Genomic DNA, 21,162 nt, shown 5'->3' with positions numbered 1-21,162 from the left:
TCAACGAATCTCCATCATCCCTGAACGGAGGCTGCTGACAAAACATGACAGAACATCACCGGAAAAAGAGAAGTCGAACCCTTACCCGTATAGAAGAAATTCGGTCCCATCATGAACAAGCAAATGAAAAAAAAGACGCCGCCCATGGAAGACAGCCTCGCTCCTTTCACCGACGGAAAGGAAGCGGAACCCCATTACACGGATACGATTGATCCGGAGCTGATCAAGCCCACTCCGAAGCCTACGCCGCCCAATGCGGAACCCTCCGCTCCCGGCTCCATGAAAATGCCGGACAATACCACGGAAAAAATCAAGGATCTGGACACCATGCGCTCCAACGGCATGGACCAGCCGCTCACAAGCAACCTGGGAGTTAAAATAGCCAATGACCAAAATACACTTAAAGCCGGAAGCAGAGGCCCCTCTCTGCTTGAAGACTTCCACTTTCTGGAAAAAATGGCTCATTTTGACCAGGAGCGGATACCGGAACGCGTGGTTCACGCAAGAGGTTCCGGGGCACATGGCTATTTTCAGGTATACAAGTCCCTTTCCAAGTACACCAAGGCGGGCTTTCTGCAGGATCCGGGAGAAAAGACCCCGGTCTTTGTGCGTTTTTCCAACGTGCAGGGCTTCCGAGGATCTCCGGATACGGTGAGGGACATCCGCGGCTTCGCCACCAAGTTCTATACCAAGGAAGGCAACTATGACCTGGTGGGCAACGACACGCCCGTCTTTTTCATTCAGGACGCCATCAAATTCCCGGATTTCGTCCATGCCGTCAAGCCGGAGCCCCACAATGAAATGCCTCAGGGGCAGACGGCCCACGACTCCTTCTGGGATTATGTTTCCCTTCAGCCTGAAACCCTGCACAACGTCATGTGGCTCATGTCCGACCGCGGCATTCCCCGGAGTTACCGGACCATTGAAGGCTTCGGCATTCACACGTACAAGCTGGTCAATGAAGAAGGGAAAAGCACCTTCGTCCGCTTCCACTGGAAACCGGCGTATGGTAAAAAATCCCTGATCTGGGATGAGTCCCAGGCGTTGACAGGACGCGATCCGGACTTCCACCGCAAGGATCTCTGGCAATCTATTGAAGCCGGGGATTATCCGGAATTCGAACTCGGTTTGCAGCTCATTCCGGAAGAGGACGCAGACAAATTCGACTTCGATATTCTGGACGCCACCAAGCTCATTCCGGAAGCGCTGGTTCCCGTGGAAATCGTCGGCAAGATGGTGCTGGACCGCAACCCGGACAACTTCTTTACGGAAACGGAACAGGTCGCCTTCTGCCCCGCCAACATCGTGCCGGGCATCGATTTTTCCGACGACCCGCTACTTCAGGGCCGCATCTTCTCCTACAGCGACACCCAGCGGCACCGCCTGGGCGGAGCCAACTTTACGGAAATCCCCATCAACCGGCCCGTCTGCCCCTTCCACAATAACCAGAGGGACGGCTTCCACCGCATGCAGATAGACACCGCTCCGGCCAACTACAATCCCAACTCCATCGGGGACAACTGGCCGCGTGAAACGCCCCCGGAAGAAGGCGGTTTCTCCACCGCCCCCCAGCCGGTGAGCGGCGTCAAGGAACGTCTCAGGAGCCCCTCCTTCGCGGAATACTATGCCCAGCCCCGCCTGTTCTGGATGAGCCAGACTCCCGTGGAGCAAAGGCACATCATTGACGCCTTCAGCTTTGAAGTAGGTAAGGTGACGCGCCCGTACATCCGGGAACGGGTAGTGGACCTGCTGACGCGCATTGACCCAAACCTGGCAGCCGGAGTAGCTAAAAACCTGGGCATTGAACTCACGGAGGAACAGCTTAACCGGGAACTGCCCAAACCGGTCTGCGGCCTGGAAAAAGACCCGGCGCTGAGCCTGTACGCCAACCCGGACGGCAACCTCAAGGGCATGCGCGTCTCCCTGCTGGCGGCGGACGGCGTCAGCCTGAAATCCGTGGAGGAAATCTGCAGCGCCCTGCACAAGGAAGGCGTGCACCCCCAGATTCTTGCCCCGCACATGGGAAGCGTGAATACGGAGGAAGGGAAAGACCTGCTTGTGGACGGCACCCTGTCCGGCAACCCCTCCGTCGTGTTTGACGCCGTCATCGTGCCGGAAGGAGAGCAGAGCATTAAAACGCTCCTGATGAACGGAGACGCCAAGTACCACCTGCGCCAGGCATACCGGCACCTGAAAGCCATCGGCCTGCCCGGCGACGCCAGTGAAATGCTGGAAGCAACGGACCTGCCCCGGGATATGGACGACGCCGGGCTGCTCACGCCGAAAGACACCAAGGCCCTGATGAAACCTTTCATCACGGCCATGAAACAACACCGCGTCTGGGCCCGCGAACCCAAGGCGCTGGATTTCGGCGCCTGATTCATTCCCATTCAGAAACCGATTCAATACATCATTAAACAGGGGCTGCCGCACCGAAAGGTGCGGCAGCTTTTTTATCCATAACGGCAGACGTCCAAATGATGCTCCAGGCAAAAGCAGCATTCATGCAGTCTTAACGTTCCATGCGGGATGACCTTTCTCCGGGACAGCCGTAGATTTTTTCCGAAGTGGGTTTCAACCGTTTCCATTTTATCCGGGGAATGTAAGGCACTTCAAGCCAGGGCGCCGCTGGATCAAATTTCAGCCCATCCGCAACCGAAGGAAGGGTAGATTCTCATGAATCCCGTCCAGAGTTGCCCTGACCGTTGAAGAAGCCAGCCCGCATGGAATGTGCAGGCCTTCCATGCCGGATGAGCCGGAGTTCATCATGGATAAGGAGGCGCCAAAGTTGTTCAACTACCTCACTACAACCAATAATAAACAAAAATCATGGATAAAATTACCTCCATCAACGGAATTTTACTGACGGCCCATAATGATTTTTATGAGCATGAAAAAAATAATTCCGTTCACATCACAGAGGATGAACGAACGGCCTGGAACTCCAAGGCTGAAGCATCTGAAGTTAATTCCAAAGTAAGCACGGAAACATTCGATGCCCACAAAGCGGACGCGTCAGTCCATATCACGGAAGAGGAGCGCAACCGATGGAATACCGCTCCCCACTTGGATGAGAGTGGCAATATGACGCTTGCAGGAAGCCTGACGACGGCAGGGACCTACAACGCCAACGGCGGCATCAATATTCCGGTTGATCCTGTCACGGAAACGGACGCGGCGCGAAAACATGAGGTCAGGGTACTTAACGAGATTTCCAATGGAGCCGCTCGGAATTATTTCAATTTTTCCACGCCTCCGTTTGGTAAATTGCTCTCGCCGTTTTCCTGGCTGGCTACCTATTGGCCTAAACCGGCAACGGAAAATGGCTGGGTGGATTTTAATTTCCGATGCGCGCCTTTTGGGCAGGAAAGCGATCGTGGGGGGTCTTATACCGCTGTGACCGGAGTTTTTTTACCACTGACTACCGGTTTGGGATATCAGCGCATGTTCCAGGTTGTCGCTGGCGGATTGTTGAATGTCACGCTTAATGAGGAGTGGTCCGGACCTGACGATTATCCGTTTTCCAGCCCTACGGAAGGTGTATCCATGTGGTGGGATGTTTATTTTGGAGACCAGCTCGCGGACCAGGACAACAAAATTCCCGCGCGCGGGAGGCTTTGCAGATTTAATCACAACACCAAACAGGTAGAGCTGTTGAGCAAGACGGCGCTGCTGCCTGACAATTTCAGGCTGCGGGGGATTGCGATAGGATGGGGAAATGACGGTAATGGGGGTATATGGGTTGTGGGAACCAACGAAAAGACGGCAGGCCGGCTGGAGGCCTACCGCATTTGTGAAAACACATGGCTCACCTCATCCTATCACAATTGTGTCAACATGCAAAATATAAGGCTATTATGTGATAGAGAAGCGCTGGAGGTCGGAGTGGAGCCGTTAAAAACTTACACAGGCCTTTACGGGGAAAAATCCGTAGTGGCGGAATGGTGTGAAATGATGGAAGTTAAATCATGATGAAAGCACAAATACAAATACAATTCCCATTGTTGGGAGAATGGGACAAATTGAACATGACTGCCGTTTTTCCCTCTTCCGGAGGTTTTATAGAGTCCCGCATTTACACGGAGAACGACATTCCTCCTTCTCATGCTCCGGCCCTGGAAGCTGTGGTGGAAGCCCTTGTCTCCATGGGCGCGCCCTGGCAGGTCCAACAGGTGTGGGCGAGAGTGGAGCAGTTCATTTCCAAGGTTCCGGAAGGAGAGCAGGAAAGTCCTATTGAGATGACGGAGGGTGTGGTCCTGACGGTTGACGCCGTCAATGAAAGCGGAGGACACCGGAGATTCACCTCCGTCCATTATCCGGATTTTGTGCTCATGAACTCCGCCGCTGTAGATTTTTTCAAGCATTTTACTAAATAATAGATTGAACATCAACAAACAAGATACTAAAAAAGATAAACAGGCGGAGTCTGGCCGCTGGGGGAGGCGGGTCAAATACCTGATGGCGGCAACCATGGCAGCATCGGGCGCCAGTGGATACGTTAGACATTCCGGGGATGCGGGGGCGGAATACACGGCAAGCTGCCATGCCGCCGCCCTGCTCCGGGAATCAAGGCATATTCCCTATTCCCGGGCACAGCCGGGAACGGACATGCCGTCCGTTATGCAGCAACATGCAAGCAAGTAATCATGTGCACCAGAACCCGCGCTTACCTGACGCTCCTGAGAGAGTACAAGGCCGAGATTGTCATGATTGTAGGCTTTGCTGCCGCTGCAATCATGTATGCCGACATGCGGACGTTCATCAATGAACAAACCCGCACCCTTACCGAAATTAATTTACGCCTTTCCAATCTCGAACACCAAACTCAAAAATAAATATCGCACCCGACCAAGGCCAGAGTGTATCCGCCTGGTAAACCACCTATAAAAGAAAACCCCGCAAGCCATTAAGCTTGCGAGGGTTATTAATGGTACACGGAGAGGGATTCGAACCCCCGACCAACTGTGTGTAAGACAGCCGCTCTACCACTGAGCTATCCGTGCATGAGGTGGCGGGAATATATACCGGAGAACCCGGACCGGCAAGGAGAAAATGAGAAAAATGCGTCCTTCTCCCCCTACCTGATGTCCACGCGCCGGAGCGCGCGGTAATGCAGAATGACGAAGAGGACGCACAGGACGGCTTCAGACCAGTAGAAAATGTCCAGGGCGTCACGGCCGGAGGTGAAGCCGTAAGAGTGCAGGCCCACGCCCAGCATGTTGACGCCCCACCAGGCAAAGGCGATGATGACGCCGCCCACCACGTTGCTGAAGTGGAGCAGCCAGGGGGACAGCCACCCGGCTTTCCGCGCGTGCAGCACGGTCAATTGCCACAGCACAATCATCAGGGCCCCGTTTTCCTTGGGATCCCAGCCCCAGAAGCGCCCCCAGGATTCATTGCCCCAGATGCCGCCGAAGACCGTTCCCACCAGCGTGAATACCAGGGAGAAGCACAGGATGCCGTAAGCCATGCGGTCCAGGGATTGTTCCGTTTTCCTGCCGATCAGGCGCAGGGGGGAGGCCAGCAGGTACACATGGGAGAGCACCGCCGCCAGCAACCCGGCCGCGTACCCCAGCACAATGGTGATGACATGGGTGGAGAGCAGGAAGTTGGAGCGCAGGATGGCTACCAGGGGGTCCATGTGGTCCACGGCCTGGGAGGATTCGTACAGAATGCCCATCTGGCAGGAGAAGGCCCCCAGCAGAAGCCCCGCCGCCAGCACGATGCCCTTTTTGCTGAACAGCTCCGCCACCAGCGCGCAGAGCACGCCCATGCACGCGATGAAGGCGATGGTTTCATACGTGTTGCCCACCGGGGACCTCATGGTGATGAGCACGCGGATGACCAGGGCCGCCGCCAGCACGCCGGTCCCCGCCGCACCCAGCAGCCACGCAGGGCTGAACCCGCCGGGCCGCAGAAAACGGCGCCAGAGGGGAGCGTTGGCGGCAGGACGGAAGAGGGCGCAGAGCAGCAGGCACACGAACGCCGCCACAAAGACGGCCAGGGAGGCATAGAGCGGGTCCAGGCGGTAGTAGAAGATTTCCCTTTCCAGGCTGTGCCGTTCCCCGGCGGAGGCGGCTTCATTGGGCTGCGCCAGTTTTTCCAGCAGCAGTCCTTCCGCCTTCATCCGCAGTCCGGAGGCTTCCGCGCCTTCCATGCCGATGGCCTTGCGTTCCAGCAGGGAGGCCATTGCCAGAAAGGCTCCGGTGGCTTTGTCCGGGGCAGCCGTCCAGAGACGCTCCCCATTCTGGCCCGCAGAGGGGAACCAGCGGGGGAATTCCATCCGTTCCATGGCGGAGGGGTCTTCCAGCATGATACGGGAGCCGAGCATCCAGCCGCGCACCACGTCAAAGTTGCGGGAAAGGGCCAGGATTTCCTTCTGGGCTTCCGTCAAATCCGTTTCTCCCAGCAGCCGGATTTCCCGGACGGCGCGGGTCATTTCCTCCCAGTGTTCCGCAATCTGCGCGTAGGAGTATTTTTTCCGCTTGTCCGCCTGGTCCGGCAGGTGCAGACGCCTGACCACTTCCTCCCGGTTAACCAGGAAAACGGGGTATTGTTCCGCGAATTCCGGGCGGAACATGCAGTCCAGCATCCATTCCACCGGAGAGAGTTTCCTTTTCCCCTCCGGCGTCTCCATGGCAAAGCTTCTTTTGCCCAGGGTCCGGAGCAGATGGAAGCCCGCGTACGTGGAGACGGGCTTCAGGCGGCCGCCGTCCTGGACGGCCATTGCCCCGGCCCGTTCCACCAGGAAGGAGGACCAGGGCACGTAATGCTCCACCCGGACCGGATGAGAGGCAGGCCGGGCCGCCAGCATGCCGACGCCGAAGATTGCCGCCACCAGCACGCAAATGCCTATCAGTCGCAGGCGGCGCTTGCCGCCGGGAGCGGGCGGCTCCAGATGGTCGTCCGCCGCCTCCGCTCCGGCGGGAGCCTGGCCGGGTTTGCGGCGCAGGTACCTTCCGAAGACGCAGGCAAAGTGCCACAGCAGTCCCGCGGCAATGATGTAGGAAGACCATTTGGGCATTTGCTCCAGGGGATTGTGGGAAGCGCGGAGGACGGAGATGAGCCTGCCCGGATGCAGGGAGTCCTGCCCCCAGCTCATCTGGTACAGCGTCCAGCCGGAAAGGCGGAGAGGCTCGTTCATGCGGATGACGGCATCATACTGGCCGCCGGATTCCGGAAAGACGGTTACCTGGGATTCATAGGATTTGGGCTTGGAGGTGCCGGGATAAAATTCCGGCACGAAACGGTTCAGGCGGAGGTCAAACGGCAGGGACTGCTCGTGCACCCGGTCGCCCTGGGGCAGTTCCACCTGGTCCACGGCCACCGTCATTTTATTGCCCAGCATGATGCCGGCCAGCAGCAGCAGAATGCCGCCGTGGGCCACCAGCACGCCCGCGTGCCTCCAGGTCCACCGGACGCGGAACATCCCGCCTATGAGCAGGTTGGCAAACAGCAGGGCGCAGGTAATGCCCATGCCGGGCAGCGGCAGGGAAACCAGGGAGTTTTCCCCGCCCAGCGGCATCAGCACATACGGCGCGCCGAAGAAGGATTCTATGGCCGCCTCCGGCCCCATGGAGGAAGACAGCCGCACCTGATGCAGCGTTCCGGCAAACGTCAGCACCAGCAGGATCAGCATCAGAGCGATGCCCAGCCCGTAGCTTCCGGCGAATTTCCAGAGGCTGCGCCCATATTTCATCCACACCGCATCCGTGCGTTTCCAGTCCATCAGCGTAAGGCGTCCGTAAGTAAAAAGAGGGCCGATCACACGATCAGCTCGTGAAACCGGCCCCAATCATGTTTCTGGAGAAAGGACGATTAGAAGTTGTCCGCCAGTTCTTCAAAGAACGCCTGGGGATGCACGCAGGCCGGGCACACCTTGGGGGCGGTGGAGCCGGTGTGCACGTAACCGCAGTTGCGGCACTTCCACTGGATTTCCTTTTCCTTGGCAAATACCTTGCCTTCGCGCACGTTTTCAGCCAGCTTGAGGTAGCGCGCCTCATGGTGCTGTTCCACAGTGGCAATCTGGCGGAAGGTTTCCGCAATGGCGGGGAAGCCTTCACGGTCAGCCACCTCGGCAAACGTGGGGTACATTTCGGACCATTCGTCGCGCTCGCCGGCAGCGGCGGCCAGCAGGCATTCCTCCGTAGATTCCAGGGGGGCCGTGCAAACGGTGTGCGTTACTTCAACGCAGGCGTCCTTCAACAGCTTGAAGAACACCTTGGCATGTTCCTTTTCATTGTCGGCGGTTTCCAGGAAGATGGCGGCAATCTGCTCATAACCGGCTTTCTTGGCCACGCCGGCAAAGTAGGTGTAGCGGTTGCGCGCTTCGGATTCTCCGGCAAAAGCCTTGAGAAGGTTCTTTTCTGTTTCTGTTCCTTTGATGGATTTCATAAATTAGTCATCTGGTTGCGTAAGCGGGATTATCCTAATCCGGGCTTGCCGAAAAACAAGCTTTTATTGAATGAATCTAAAAAATCATTTTCCTGCCGATTTTCCGGAAAAAGCCTCGCGCCACGGGTCATCCAGCTTGCCCGGAACGCTTTCCAGCTCCCGGAGGATTTTCTCCCGCTCACGGGAAATGCGCTCCTGGTCCGCGGGGTCCGGCGCGGGGGCCTCCCCGGGCACCGGCAGCAGCCCGTCCGGCGTTTTGCCGCCGTCCGGGGAAATCGGCGGGGTGACCTCCTTGCCGTCTTCATCCGTCCCCGGTTCCGGATTGTCCGGGTCCGGGTTATCCTTTTTTCCGGAGCTTTCCGGAGCGGCCAGGTTCCGGTACAGGAACACCAGGTCCCCTGCCTCCACGGCTCCGCTGCGTATGTCCGCCGGAATGCGCGCCCGGCCCATACGTTCCTCCGTCACGATCAGGTTCGCGACCCTGCGGTTTTCCTCCCTGCCCGGAGACTGGGAAATGAGCACGGTTCCCGGCTCGTAAACGTTCCCGGCCAGCGCAATGAGCACATAGTTGTGGCTGGGGTACACCTGCTCCACCTTCCCCACGTACACGGGAGGCCGGGCGGTCTTTTTGACGGGCCGCACCTGCTGGGAGCAGGAGGCGCCCAGCAGCGCGAACGCCGCCAGAGCAGGCAGGGAAAGGATTCGTTTCATGGGGAGGGGCTTTTCTCGTCGTTTCATTCCACCAGCACCTTGCGCGGACGGTTGGTATTGTCCGCCGGGGCAATGATGCCGCGGGATTCCAGCAAATCCATCATGCGCGCCGCGCGTCCGTACCCGATGCTCAAACGCCGCTGCAGCAGGGACGTGCTCACCTTGCGCTCAATGACAGCCACTTCCAGGCATTTGGCGTAGCATTCCTCCTCCGCGTCGTCCAGCGGGCTGTCCGCCCCTCCGCGGGAGGGTTCGTCCAGGGATTTCTGAACCTCTTCATGGAATTTCTGCCTGGCCTGGGAGGCGCAGTGGGCTACCAGGGCTTCCACTTCGTCATCGGAAATAAAGGCGCCCTGCGCCCGCTCCACCTGGGCGGAACCCGGCGGCAGGTACAGCAGATTGCCCTTGCCCACCAGTTTTTCCGCGCCCTGCCTGTCCAGAATCACGCGGCTGTCCGTGCCGCTGGCCACCTGGAAGGCGATGCGCGTGGGAATATTGGCCTTGATCGTCCCCGTCACCACCTGCCTTCTGGGCGTCTGCGTCGCCACAATGAGGTGGATGCCCGCGGCGCGGGCTTTCTGGGTCAGGCGGCCGATGTTCGTTTCAATGTCCGCGCCCACCGTCTGCATCAGGTCCGCAAGTTCGTCAATGATGATGACGATGTAGGGGAAGCGTTCAGGGATGACGCCGTCGTCCTCCAGGTCCAGTTCATCATCCTCTTCCGCGGGCCATTCCCCCTGGGATTCCAGGTCACGGGCAATGGATTCCGCCAGGGCTTCATCCACCTCCCCGTCTTCCGGTTCCTCCGCCTCTTCCGCAGGCGCGTCCGGCGGCCGCTTGTTGAAGGCTTCAAAGTTGCGCACGCCCACCTTGGCAAAGCAGTGGTAGCGGTGCTCCATTTCATTCACGCACCAGCGCAGGGCATTGGGCACTTTCTTGGGGTCCGTCACCACCGGCACAATCAGGTGCGGCAGCTTGGAATAAGGCTGCATTTCCACCACCTTCGGGTCCACCAGGATGAGCCTGAGCTCATCCGGCCGGAATTTCAGGAGCATGGAGGAGATAATGCTGTTGATGCACACGGATTTGCCGGACCCGGTGGCCCCGGCCACCAGCAGGTGCGGCATGGATGCCAGGTCCCCGATCACGGTGCGGCCATACACGTCCTTCCCCAGGGCCAGCGGTATTTTCTTCTTGGGGAGCAGAAGCCGGGGTCCTGCAAGAGTTCCCGCAATGGCACGGCCACCTTGTTGCGGTTGACGATTTCAATGCCCACCGTGTCCTTGCCCGGAATGGGCGCCACGATGTTCACGCTCTCCGCCTTCGTCGCCAGCGCGATGTCCTTCGCATACTGGTCAAAGGTGTTCACGCGCACGCCGCGCGCGGGGTAAACTTCATAGCGGGTGATGGTCGGGCCGCGGGTAATGTCCCCCGGCGTCACGTCCACGCGGAACGTCGTCAGGGTATCAATGATCTTCTGCTGGATTTCCAGCATTTCATCCTTGTCCTCTTCCGTAGGGCCTTCCGGCTTTTCTTCATAATGCAGCAGCTCAAACGGAGGAAGCTCGTAATCCCGGAATTCCTCCGTAGGCGGCGTGGACAGTTTGGAGAAAGGCTGCTCCCTGGGAGCGGGCTTGATTTCCGCCGGCTTCGCCACGGTAATCCTGGGGCGCGGCGTCAGCGGAAGATGCCCCTGCGTACGCGGTGCGCGGGGGGCGGGAGCGGGGTCTGCGGACCTGGCAGGGGAAGCCGCGGCCACTTCATTATATAAGCCTTCCAGGTCGTCCCCGGTGCGCTGCAGGCGGGGAGAGGATGCCCTGCCCTTTCCGGCCGGCCTGGGGGCGGACAGGGCCGCATCTTCCATGCTGGCCCTCACGCGCGCCGCCTCCCTGGCAAGCTGCGCGGACTGGCGCGCCATTCTTTTCTCCTTCCTGTTCATGCGCCAGGCGCGCCACTCCCGCAGCATGGCGCGGAACAGCGGGCGGGGATGCATTCCCGCGGCATAAACCAGGGCCAGCAGATAGCCCAGCCCGGAAAGAACCAGCACGGCGGACGTGCCGGTCAACGGAAGAAGCAGCCCCGTTCCCAGCAGATGTCCCGCCAGGCCGCCGGCGCCCTGAATCTGGTGGCGCGCCACCCATGCGTCACCCGGCACATGCCCGGCCGTCAGGAACAGGCAGCCGAACAACAGCAGGAAAAGGCCGCCGTACACCACGCTGCGGGGCAGACTTCCACGGTGCAGCAGACGGTAAAGCCCCCACCATTCCAACAGAATGACCAGCATCCAGGCCATGCCGCCCAGCGCCCAATAAAGAATCCCCGCGCCGTACAATCCCGCCACGCCCAGCACATTGGAGGTGCCCGGAATCACCTGACCGGAATCATTTAAATAACTCCAGCCTATTTCCCGCACGTCAAACGTCAGCATGGCCGCAAGCAGCGCAGCCCCGCCCAGCAGGGACACGACGCCCCACGCCATTCCTATCCAAACAGGGGGACGCCCCTCTTCACGCTCAAATGCATGATGCTCCTGCACATCCAATGCCATACCTGCCTTCTATCCTAACAACTCCGCGCCCCCAACTCAAGGCTAAACAAAAGGAGGGGGTCCGGAAGGCCGCAGGTTTCTCCCGATTACGGTGGAAATGACAGATTTCAGGAAGGAAAAACCCGGAAGAGCCTCCTTTCCGGACTCCACCGAACAGCGTCATGCATAGTCCTTCCCTTACCTGCGCAAACGGCTTCATTCCCCTTCAAACCAACACAAATACAGCAATAACCAATTCAACCTTCCTATCTTATTGATTACACTAATTCAACCATATTTCTATTATAAAAAGACATGTTATTCAATACTTGGGCACCTGTAATAAAATATCCAGCGGATTGCAAATCCTATCAAAATAATAGGGTACGATAAATTCCATCATAACACACTTAATTACATATATTTATATACAGAAAACAATAGTTTGAGTTAAATTTTTTTAGTTTTTTAAGGCGCGGGAATGATAAATAAGTATTTTTTCTTTAATGATTACTATTGACATCGGATTTGCAATCCGGTAACTCTGCCGCGCCGCTTATGTACATACATATCTGCAAACCGTTTCTTGGAAGCCTCCTTGCCGGAATAGCTCTCATCATCCTCATTCCGCTGCTGCTGACCGTTTCGGTACTTCTTGTACTTTCTACAGGGAAATCCCCGTTTTTTCTTCAAACGCGCGTAGGGTACAGGGGAAGACTGTTCAAGATCATCAAATTCAAAACGATGAACGACCGGAAGGATGAAAACGGGCAGCTCCTGCCCGATGAGCAGAGGCTGTTCCCGCTGGGGCGCTTCCTCCGCAGCTCCTCCCTGGACGAACTTCCCCAGCTCATCAACATCCTGAAGGGTGACATGGCTTTTGTGGGCCCCCGTCCCTGGATTCCGTCCCAAATGGCCGCGTTCCCGCCCAACTACTGCCGGAAGCGCTGCTCCGTGCGTCCCGGCATCACCGGCATGGCCCAGATCCACGGCCGCAATGGCATCCCCTTCTGCCGCCGCCTTTGCTATGACCTGATCTACGTCCAGAACGTCAATCTGAGAATGGATCTCTCCCTCCTTTTCCAGACGGCCCGCACGGTCGTCATCCGTGAAGGAATCCAGCAGTGCAACGAGGCGTTCCAGAGCAAGCTGGGGCAGACCCTCGTTCATAACGACCTTTCCCTGCCCTCCTCCCCCCTTCCCAGAAGATCATTCTGAATACCTCCATCCAACCTCTCTCCAACCAATGAACATCAACAACCTAATCAGCAAAGCCGCCCTCTGCTCCGCAGCGCTGGCCGCTTCCTCCCTCCTGCCCTCCTGCGTCAGCCCCAAGGAAGTCCTGTATATCCAGGACGTCTCCGGACAGACCAATGAAAAGATCAAGGGGAATTACCAGACCGTCATCCAGAAGGACGACCAGTTATCCATCACCGTCAGCAGCAAGCAGCCTGAACTGGCCGCCCCCTTTGCCGTCTCCGAAATAGGGTCCAGCAGCCAGGGCACCAGCTCACGAAAGGGTTACCTGGTGGACGCCAACGGCTACATCGTCCTGCCGGTCATCGGAAAGATCAAGGCGGCCGGCAAGACCTGCTCCCGGCTGGGGGATGAAATTGCCGCCACCCTGCGGAACAGGGACTACATCAGCGACGCCTCCGTCAACGTCCAGATCACCAACTTCAAGTTCTCCGTCCTGGGTGAAGTGGCCTCCCCGGGCACCTACAACGTGGACGGCCAGCGCCTGACGATTCTGGAAGCCCTCAGCCGCGCCGGAGACCTGAACATCGACGGCAACCGGGACATCACCCTGATCCGTGAAACCAACGGACGCCGCCAGATCGCCACCGTGGACCTCCGCAGCAAGGACCTCTTCCAGTCCCCCTATTATTACATTCAGCAGAACGACACCATTTACGTGACGCCTGCCGAACGCAAGATCAACACCCGCAGCGATACCGTCCAATACATCGGCTGGACGGCTTCCGGCCTCGGCCTGATTATCGGCATCGTTGCCCTGTGCGCCCTGTAAGCGCACATCCCCCCATTTCCCGCCTTTCCGTCCTCCGGAAAGGCGGAGCCTTCTTTGATTGATTCCTTTTTATGCCAGATACTCCTGCTCCCCCGCAGCCCCTCCCGCCGAGGAACCGGAATCTTCCCTGTCACTGGATGTCATCACCAGCATCCTTCTGAGACGCTGGTACTGGATTTTGCTCTTCGCCCTTCTCGGAGGCGCCGGAGCCTATTACGTGACCGGCAAGCAGAATTACATTTTTGAAAAAACGGCCAGCGTCATCATGCGGGAATCCAACAAGGATTCCTCCTCCTCGGACCGCATCAAGGTGGAACTGGGCATGGATTCCGGAGCCGCCAACCTGGCCAATGAAAGCTTCATCCTCCGCTCAAGCACAGTGATGCGGAACACGGTGGAGGACCTGACGCTGAACGTCTCCTACTGGAAGCAGCAGGACCTGCGCCAAATAGACCTGTACAAGGACAGCCCCATCACCGTGACGTTTGACGACATCGCGGAGAACCGCTTCTGCACCTTTGACGTTACGCTGGAGCCGGAAAACGCCGTGACGCTGACGTACCATGACGCCGCCGGCAACCCCATCCAGGAGAAAGGGAAGCTCCACGCCCCCATTTCCCTCCCCTTCGCCACCGTCACGGTTTACCCCACCTCCAACATGCCGGAAACCGTTTCCGGGACCACCATCACCGTGCGCCGCATTCCCGTGAACGCCGCTGCGGACCAGCTCCTTGCCAATTTTACGGTCACGCGTCCGGACGCCAAGGAATCCAGCATCCTGCAAATGACGCTGACCTCCACCAATCCGGACAAGGCCGCGGACACGCTGAACAAGCTGATCGCGGTTTACAATGACCACTCCACGGAGGAACGCCGCACGAAGGCGGTGAAGACGAAGGATTTCATCCGGCGGCAGCGCGGCCAGATCGGCGCGGACCTGAAGGAAGTGGACCAGAAAATGGATGATATCAAAATCAAAAACGACATCATCGCAGACACGGAAGCGTCCATCTCCGCAGACTTCAACGCGGCCCAAACCCTGGACAATTCCATCTTTGAGCTCCAGACGCAGATGAAGCTGGCGGACGGCCTGAAGGAAAACCTGGACGCCCTGGGCCACAAGGCGGGTCTCATTTCCCTGGATACCGGCATTGCGGATTCCGGGGTTTCCCGCCAGATTGAAGCCTACAACGCCGCCTATCTGGAATACCAGAAGGTCGCCGGAAGCGCCGGGGGGCAGAACCCCATTGTCGTCACCCTCACGAAGAGGATGGACGCCACCCGCAGCGCGGCGTCCAGGTCCCTGGACAATCTCCGCAACAATCTGGAGCTGAAACTCCAGGAACTCACCAGGAAGAGGCAGGACATCGCCAAGCGGCTGACGGCCACCTCCGGAAAGGCCCGGGAGCTGACCCCCCTGGACCGTGAACACCGGGTGAAGGAGGAACTTTACCTGACGCTTTTAAGCAAGGAGCTGGAAAACGACCTGACGCTGGCCCTGACGGAATCCTCCGCGCGCGTGCTGGAATCCGCCCACGGCACGGATTACCCCATCTCTCCCAACACCAGAAAATCCGTGCTGACCGCGGCGGCGGGGGGCGCCATCGTCTGCATCCTCGGCTTCCTGGGGCTGGCCCTGCTCAACAACAAGATAAAGAACAGGAAGGACCTGAACGCCGTCACGCACCTTCCCGTGGTCGCGGAGCTTCCGGCCATGACCAAGAAGGAGCAGCGGCAGGTGGCCCGCATGTTCACGGATGAACACTCCGTCATTTCTGAGTATTTCCAGATCCTGTGCCACAATGCGGACTCCATGCTCCCCGTCACCCGGAACCAGGGGCACGTCATCCTCCTCACCTCCACCATGCAGGGGGAAGGGAAAACGTTCATCTCCGCCAACCTCGCCATGTCCTTTGCCAACATCGGCAAGCGCGTCCTGGTCATTGACGGGGACCTGCGCAAGGCCTCCCTGTCCAAGCAGCTTGACGGCAAGGGCCGCAAGGGGCTGAGCACCATCCTTCTCCGCAAGGTGGAAGACCCGTTCTCCGTCATCCGCACCCTGCCGGAACATCCCGGAGTGGACATCCTGTACGCCGGGCCCCAGGTTCCCAACCCGGTCACCCTCCTTTCCCTGCCGGAAATGGAGGAGCTCATCCGCCTCTTCAAGGAACGCTATGACGCCGTCATCATTGACTCCCCGCCGTACGGCATCCTGGCAGACACGGCCATCCTCGCCAGCCACGCGGATATTTCCCTGTACGTCATCCGCAGCAACAGGATAGACAAGCGGCACATCGCCACCGTCCAGCAGCTTGCGGAATCCGGCCAGCTTCCCAACATGGGCTTCGTCATCAACGCCGTGGATTTCAAATCCAGCAGCTACAGCTATTACGGCTACGGCTACCACTACGGCAACACCTCCAAGAACAACCCCTCCTGATTCCCGGCCTTGTTTTCCTCCCTCTTTCAACCCAGGTTTAAAACCGCTGCGCTCTGTCCGGACGGAATGGATATGCACTGCCATTTGCTGTGGGGCGTGGACGACGGAGCGCACATCCTCCGGGACAGTCTGGAAATCATTTCCCGATTGAAAGAAAAAGGATTCAGGGGAGCCTATTGCACCCCCCACATCAGCAGCCGCTATCCCTCCAACACGCCCGCCCGCCTGAAGGCCCGCTTCCAGCAGCTTCTGGATGCACTGCCGGACCGGGATTTCGACCTGCGCCTGGCGGCGGAATACATGCTGGACCACCATTTTGAACAGGCGCTTGAGGAGGAAGAGCCGCTCAGCCACGACGGCAGCCACCTGCTCGTGGAGCTTCCCCAGTTCCGCCTTCCCAGCGCCTGGAGGGACAGGCTCCAACTGGTCCAGGAGAAAGGCTTCGTTCCCGTCCTGGCCCATCCGGAACGCTACGGGAAGATCATGCCTCCGGAGGAACTGGCTGCCCTGGCCTCACAGGGAATCAGCTTCCAGGGGAACATAGGCTCCCTGTTCGGGCTTTACGGGAAATCCTGCCAGGCGGCCGCCCGGAAATTCCAGAAGGAAAACCTGTACCTGTGGTGGGGAACAGACGCCCACAATGCCAACATGCTCACCAAACTCCGCCTGTAACACCTTCCCCGCCGGGAAGGGCGGGACGCCCGCTTTTTCCCTGCATCCGCCGCCATGAAAATCACCGTCATCACCGTTTGCCGCAACAGCGCCGCCACTCTCCAGGACACCCTGGAAAGCGTGCTGGCGCAGTCCTGGACCGGCTATGAATACCTGGTCGTGGACGGCGGCAGCACGGACGGCACCCTGGAAATGCTTCAGGACGTTGAAGAGCGCTTCCACGGGCGGCTGAAATGGATTTCCGAACCGGACAACGGCATTTACGACGCCATGAACAAGGGTGTCCGCATGAGTTCCGGAGACGTCGTCGGCTTTCTGAACGCGGACGACTATTACCAGGACAACGGCGTTCTGGAAACCATTGCCGGAGCCTTCGCGCAGCACGGGACGGACGCCGTTCACGGCAACCTGCATTACATCAATGCGGCCCGGAAAGTCGTCCGGACATGGCGCGGAACGGACTACAAGCCCGGCTCCTTCCAGCGCGGATGGTGCCCGGCGCACCCCACGTTCTACTGCAAAAAGGACTGCTTCACCCGCTATGGCGGCTTTGACCCCTCCATCGGCAGCGCGGCGGATTTTGAGCTGATGCTCCGCTTTATTGAAAAGAACCGCGTCTCCACAGCCTATATCGACCGCAACATGGTCTTCATGCGCACCGGCGGTTCCAGCACGGCGGGATTGCGGGCCATCCTGCGCAATACGCGCCAGAACAGGCAGGCCTTCAGGAAAAACAGCCTTCCGTGCCCGTGGCACTACGGCGTCACCCGGCTGCTGTCCAAGGCGGGCACCACGGGCAATCCCGTCCGCTACTTTTTCCAAACCCGGTAATATCCCCTTTCACTGTCCCATTTGCCTTCCATGAACCTGCTCTTCTATTTTGACCATCCCATCCTGCCCCATGCGGGCGGAACGGAACGGGCGGCGTATCTTCTGGCGCAGGCCCTGTCACGGCACGGCCACCGGGTTTCCTTCCTGTCCCTCCGGGGCGCGGATTCACTGCCTGCGGAACCGCCTTATTTCCTCCTTCCCCGCACAGGCACGCTCTCCTGCGCGGAAAACAGGGAGTACGTGGAAACCCTGTGCGCCGGGCAGCAGACGGACTGCATCATCAACTGCGGAGCCAACCAGGACGACTCCTTCTTTTTCAGCCATGAGCGCCTTTCCGTCCAGGCGTCCATCGTCTCCTGGATCTCCTTTGACGTCCATACCGGGCTGGATTACTTTTCCGCCCTGCTCCGGAAGGATTTCAGCACCTGGGGCAACACCGTGAAAACGCTGCTGCGCCGGGCGCTCCTGCCGTACAAAAAGCATGTGGCCGTCAGCAACAAGAGGAGGAAATACAGGGACATGTTCCGCGGCTCGGACAAGGTGGTGTTCCTTTCCCCCGCTACACGGAAGACGCCCTTCAACTGGCGGGCGAACCGGAAAGGGCGCGCCTGTACGCCATCCCCAACCTGCTGACCTATGATCCCGTGCAGCCCGGCCTTTCCGGGAAGGAAAACGCCGTTCTTTACGTGGGGAGGCTGGTGGATTCCCCCAAGAAGGCGGACCGCCTGCTGAAGGTCTGGAAAAGGGTGCAGCCCCTGCATCCGGACTGGCGCCTGTACCTGGTCGGGGACGGCCCGGAACGCGGCAACCTGGAACGGCTGGCGGCACGGCTGAACCTGGAAAACGTCCATTTTGAAGGAGTGCAGGACCCCGCGCCCTACTACCGGAAGGCCCGGATACTCTGCCTCACCTCCACGCACGAAGGCATGCCCATGGTGATTAACGAGGCCCTTTCCTACGGCTGCACCCCCATCGCCTTCAACAGCTTCCACGCTGCTGAAGATATGCTGCCGGACCGGGAGACGGGGCGGCTCATTCCGCCCTTCAGCCTGCGCCTCTTCGCCCGGGAGCTGGATGAGCTGATGAGCGGCCCCTACGTGCCGCCCAGCACCAGGGTATTAACCAATTATCAACCGGAAAAAGTGATTCCCCTCTGGATGGAATGCCTGCAAGAACAACCATGAGCAACATCGTCATCTATCTCCCTTACGAGCCTCTGGGCAAGCAGGGCGGCATGGAGCGCGCCACCCATGGCCTGGCTGAAATGCTGCGGGACGCCGGACACAGGGTTCTGCTGCTCTGCCGTGAGAAAAACAGGCTGGGGGAAACGTACTTTGCGCCCGTTCCCCTCGCCTTCCTTCCTTCCGGCCTTTCCCGCAGCGGAGAGAGGGACTACCTGCTGAAACTGCTGCGGGAGGAAAAGACGGACGTGCTTATTGACCAGACGGAGGGGGGCGTCACGGGCCGCTGGGGCATCTTCCGCACGCGCACCCAGATGGAGGAGGCTCCCGTGAAGCTGGTCGCCGTGCAGCACAGCTCCCAATACTCCGCCCTGCGTTATTACCATCTTGTCCACAAGCGCCGGGGCGCCGCCTCCTTCTCCGGAAAATGCAGGGACTTCCTGTTCAACGCACTGGCGCTCCCCGTGAAGCGGCTCCGGGCGCGGCGGCTGCAAAAAAGCCTGTTCCGGGAACTGGCGGCCAATTATGACCGCATCGTCACTCTTTCCCGCGGCGGCATGGAGGAATTCCGGCTGCTGGCTCCCGGCACGCCTGCGGAAAAACTGGCGGCCATTCCCAACCCCGTCCCGCCGATTGAAGCGCCGCCCCTGCCGCAGGAAAAGGAACAACGCGTCCTCTTCGTCGGCAGGCTGGACAACTCCGTCAAGGGCGTGGACAGACTGCTGAGGATATGGGCGCGCGCCGGAAAATCCCTGCCGGACTGGCACCTGGACATTGTGGGAGACGGCCCGGACGCCGCCGCCCTGAAAGAACTAGCGGAACGCCTGCGACTTTCCAACGTTTCCTTTGAAGGCTTCCGGAACCCGGCCCCCTATTACCGGCGGGCCTCCATCTTCTGCATGACCTCCACGTTTGAGGGCTTCGGGCTGGTTCTGCCGGAAGCCATGCAGCACGGCTGCGTTCCCATGGCCTTCAACAGCTACGCCGCCGTGCGCGACCTCGTCATCCCCGGTGAAACCGGCATCCTGGCCCCCCCTTTGACGAGGAGGAATACGCGCGCCAGCTCCTCCGCCTGATGCAGGACGACCCCCTCCGCTCCGCCATGGCGCAGGCAGGCCCGCAGCATGCCGCCCTTTTCTCCCCGGCGAACGTCGTGCGGGAATGGAACTCCCTGCTTCAGCACTAACCGTCCACCTTTCAATGAAGATTCTCTTTTGTTTCATGGGCACGCTCAATCCATCCTGCGGCGGGGTGGAGCGCACCATGTGCAATCTGATTCATGAATTGCAGGCCCATGGGCATGAATGCGCCATCGTGAGCTGGTACCGGAACACCCCCTACGAGCCCTTTTCCGGGATTCAGAAAATCCTGCCCACTCCTTCCTCCCGGATAAGGGAGGAGCGGCAGGCGGCTTTCAGGCAGGCCCTGGAGGAACGGCAGCCGGATATCATCATTCATGACGGGGAACTGCTGGGGGCGGGAGCCCTGTTCCCCGGTCCGGCAGGCAGGAAGCGCCTTCTGGAAGCCTTTTCCGGGAAAACTCCCGCCATTGTCGACATGCACCACTCGGACATCCGCGGCCGCCTCCGCGCGCCTTTCCTGAAAAGGATGTATTACAACGTCACGTGGCGCAGGAATTTCTATCTCCGCATCTCGCAGGCGGACGCCTTCGTCGTCCTGTCAGAGTCCTTCAAACAGGACTTTTACGACTTTCTGCCGGGAGTCCGGAAGGAAAAAATCACCGCCATCCCCAACATGAATTCCTTTGAGAACGGGAGCATCCCTTCCGGAAAGGCCAGGGAAGTCCTGTTCGTGGGGAGGCTGGACAATCCAGTGAAGGGGGTGGACCGCCTGCTGAAGATATGGAGCATGGTCTGCCGCCGGGAACCCGGCTGGTTCCTGCGCATCGTGGGGGACGGACCGGACCGGGAATACCTGGCCGCGCTGGCGGAGGAATGCGGCTGCACCAACTATTCCTTTGAAGGAGCCACGGACCATCCGGAAGAATACTACCGCAAAGCCGGAATCCTGTGCATGACGTCCACCTTTGAGGGCTTCGGCATGGTCCTGATTGAAGGCATGCAGCACGGCTGCATCCCGATGGCCTTTGAATCCTTTACCGCCGTGCGGGACATCATTGAACCGGACCGGACCGGAATCCTGGTCCCTCCCTTTGACCTGGAGCAGTACGCCGCCCGGCTCCTGGACCTGATGAGGGACGGAGGGAAGAGGGAAGCCATGTCCGCGGCCTGCTTCCGGAGCAGCGGGAAATTCGGCAAATCCCGCATCGCCGGACTGTGGGAAAACCTGCTCTCCAAGCTGGCGGAAAAGCCCAGATGAACCGAACCCTTTCCGTTTACTCATGAATATCTGTTTC

18 protein-coding genes and 1 tRNA gene are annotated in these 21,162 nt (G+C 59.1%); 13 read left to right on the top strand and 6 right to left on the bottom strand.

What is annotated here, in order from left to right; genetic code table 11:
• Positions 1 to 123: 123 nt before the first annotated feature.
• From katE to PVA48_RS12910, 4 genes are all read left to right on the top strand, one after another.
• Entirely contained in the window at positions 124 to 2,379 is a 2,256-nt protein-coding gene (katE, locus tag PVA48_RS12925) for a catalase HPII (protein WP_423232533.1), read from the top strand.
• 450 nt (positions 2,380 to 2,829) lie between these two features.
• Positions 2,830 to 3,972: a hypothetical protein gene (locus tag PVA48_RS12920; protein ID WP_102722441.1), complete on the top strand. Its 1,143-nt coding sequence runs from the start codon at positions 2,830 to 2,832 to the stop codon at positions 3,970 to 3,972.
• 56 nt (positions 3,973 to 4,028) lie between these two features.
• Positions 4,029 to 4,376 (top strand): hypothetical protein, encoded by a 348-nt coding sequence (locus tag PVA48_RS12915; RefSeq protein WP_146021085.1) that lies wholly within the window; start codon positions 4,029 to 4,031, stop codon positions 4,374 to 4,376.
• A gap of 270 nt (positions 4,377 to 4,646) precedes the next feature.
• Positions 4,647 to 4,835 carry a hypothetical protein gene (locus tag PVA48_RS12910; protein WP_022397296.1) on the top strand — a complete coding sequence of 63 codons (189 nt, stop codon included), beginning with the start codon at positions 4,647 to 4,649 and terminating at the stop codon, positions 4,833 to 4,835.
• Positions 4,836 to 4,928: 93 nt separating this feature from the next.
• On the opposite strand, the gene PVA48_RS12905 is transcribed toward PVA48_RS12910, so the two are convergent.
• From PVA48_RS12905 to PVA48_RS12880, 6 genes are all read right to left on the bottom strand, one after another.
• Positions 4,929 to 5,003: transfer RNA gene (locus PVA48_RS12905), tRNA-Val, on the bottom strand.
• Positions 5,004 to 5,077: 74 nt separating this feature from the next.
• Entirely contained in the window at positions 5,078 to 7,768 is a 2,691-nt protein-coding gene (gene ccsA / locus PVA48_RS12900) for a cytochrome c biogenesis protein CcsA (RefSeq protein WP_102728118.1), read from the bottom strand.
• A 50-nt stretch (positions 7,769 to 7,818) separates the two neighbouring features.
• Positions 7,819 to 8,394, bottom strand: coding sequence for a rubrerythrin (rbr, locus tag PVA48_RS12895; RefSeq protein WP_022397298.1), 576 nt, complete (start codon positions 8,392 to 8,394; stop codon positions 7,819 to 7,821).
• 84 nt (positions 8,395 to 8,478) lie between these two features.
• Entirely contained in the window at positions 8,479 to 9,105 is a 627-nt protein-coding gene (locus tag PVA48_RS12890; RefSeq protein WP_102722445.1) for a hypothetical protein, read from the bottom strand.
• A 23-nt stretch (positions 9,106 to 9,128) separates the two neighbouring features.
• Complete coding sequence (locus PVA48_RS12885) at positions 9,129 to 10,268, bottom strand: FtsK/SpoIIIE domain-containing protein (protein WP_423231860.1); 1,140 nt, start codon at positions 10,266 to 10,268, stop codon at positions 9,129 to 9,131.
• On the bottom strand, positions 10,250 to 11,653 hold the full coding sequence (locus PVA48_RS12880; RefSeq protein ID WP_423231859.1) for a DNA translocase FtsK 4TM domain-containing protein: 1,404 nt from the start codon (positions 11,651 to 11,653) through the stop codon (positions 10,250 to 10,252). Before PVA48_RS12880 ends, PVA48_RS12885 begins: the two co-directional genes overlap by 19 nt.
• A 537-nt stretch (positions 11,654 to 12,190) precedes the next feature.
• On the opposite strand from PVA48_RS12880, the gene PVA48_RS12875 reads away from it, so the two are divergent.
• From PVA48_RS12875 to PVA48_RS12835, 9 genes are all read left to right on the top strand, one after another.
• On the top strand, positions 12,191 to 12,850 hold the full coding sequence (locus PVA48_RS12875; protein WP_423231858.1) for a sugar transferase: 660 nt from the start codon (positions 12,191 to 12,193) through the stop codon (positions 12,848 to 12,850).
• A gap of 28 nt (positions 12,851 to 12,878) precedes the next feature.
• A complete protein-coding gene (locus PVA48_RS12870) occupies positions 12,879 to 13,661 on the top strand; it encodes a polysaccharide biosynthesis/export family protein (protein WP_022397302.1) in 783 nt (260 codons plus the stop codon).
• A gap of 58 nt (positions 13,662 to 13,719) precedes the next feature.
• Positions 13,720 to 16,101 carry a GumC family protein gene (locus PVA48_RS12865; RefSeq protein WP_423231857.1) on the top strand — a complete coding sequence of 794 codons (2,382 nt, stop codon included), beginning with the start codon at positions 13,720 to 13,722 and terminating at the stop codon, positions 16,099 to 16,101.
• A 72-nt stretch (positions 16,102 to 16,173) separates the two neighbouring features.
• Complete coding sequence (locus tag PVA48_RS12860) at positions 16,174 to 16,773, top strand: tyrosine-protein phosphatase (protein WP_146019278.1); 600 nt, start codon at positions 16,174 to 16,176, stop codon at positions 16,771 to 16,773.
• 54 nt (positions 16,774 to 16,827) lie between these two features.
• Positions 16,828 to 17,604 carry a glycosyltransferase family 2 protein gene (locus PVA48_RS12855; RefSeq protein WP_102722459.1) on the top strand — a complete coding sequence of 259 codons (777 nt, stop codon included), beginning with the start codon at positions 16,828 to 16,830 and terminating at the stop codon, positions 17,602 to 17,604.
• A 30-nt stretch (positions 17,605 to 17,634) separates the two neighbouring features.
• Positions 17,635 to 18,237, top strand: coding sequence for a hypothetical protein (locus PVA48_RS12850; RefSeq protein ID WP_423231856.1), 603 nt, complete (start codon positions 17,635 to 17,637; stop codon positions 18,235 to 18,237).
• 11 nt (positions 18,238 to 18,248) lie between these two features.
• Positions 18,249 to 18,788, top strand: coding sequence for a glycosyltransferase (locus tag PVA48_RS12845; protein WP_423231855.1), 540 nt, complete (start codon positions 18,249 to 18,251; stop codon positions 18,786 to 18,788).
• The gene (locus tag PVA48_RS12840; RefSeq protein WP_423231854.1) at positions 18,767 to 19,861 is read left to right on the top strand and encodes a glycosyltransferase; all 1,095 of its coding nucleotides are present in this window, start codon (positions 18,767 to 18,769) and stop codon (positions 19,859 to 19,861) included. The genes PVA48_RS12845 and PVA48_RS12840 overlap by 22 nt, the downstream gene beginning before the upstream one ends.
• A gap of 124 nt (positions 19,862 to 19,985) precedes the next feature.
• Positions 19,986 to 21,125, top strand: coding sequence for a glycosyltransferase (locus tag PVA48_RS12835; protein WP_022397308.1), 1,140 nt, complete (start codon positions 19,986 to 19,988; stop codon positions 21,123 to 21,125).
• The last annotated feature ends 37 nt before the right edge of the window (positions 21,126 to 21,162 follow it).

Source organism: Akkermansia sp. JRP_AM1, from assembly GCF_049262625.1.
Taxonomy (GTDB): Bacteria; Verrucomicrobiota; Verrucomicrobiia; order Verrucomicrobiales; family Akkermansiaceae; genus Akkermansia; species Akkermansia massiliensis.
The sequence above is the reverse complement of the archived record's forward strand: the minus strand, read 5'-3'. Positions and strand labels throughout refer to the sequence as shown.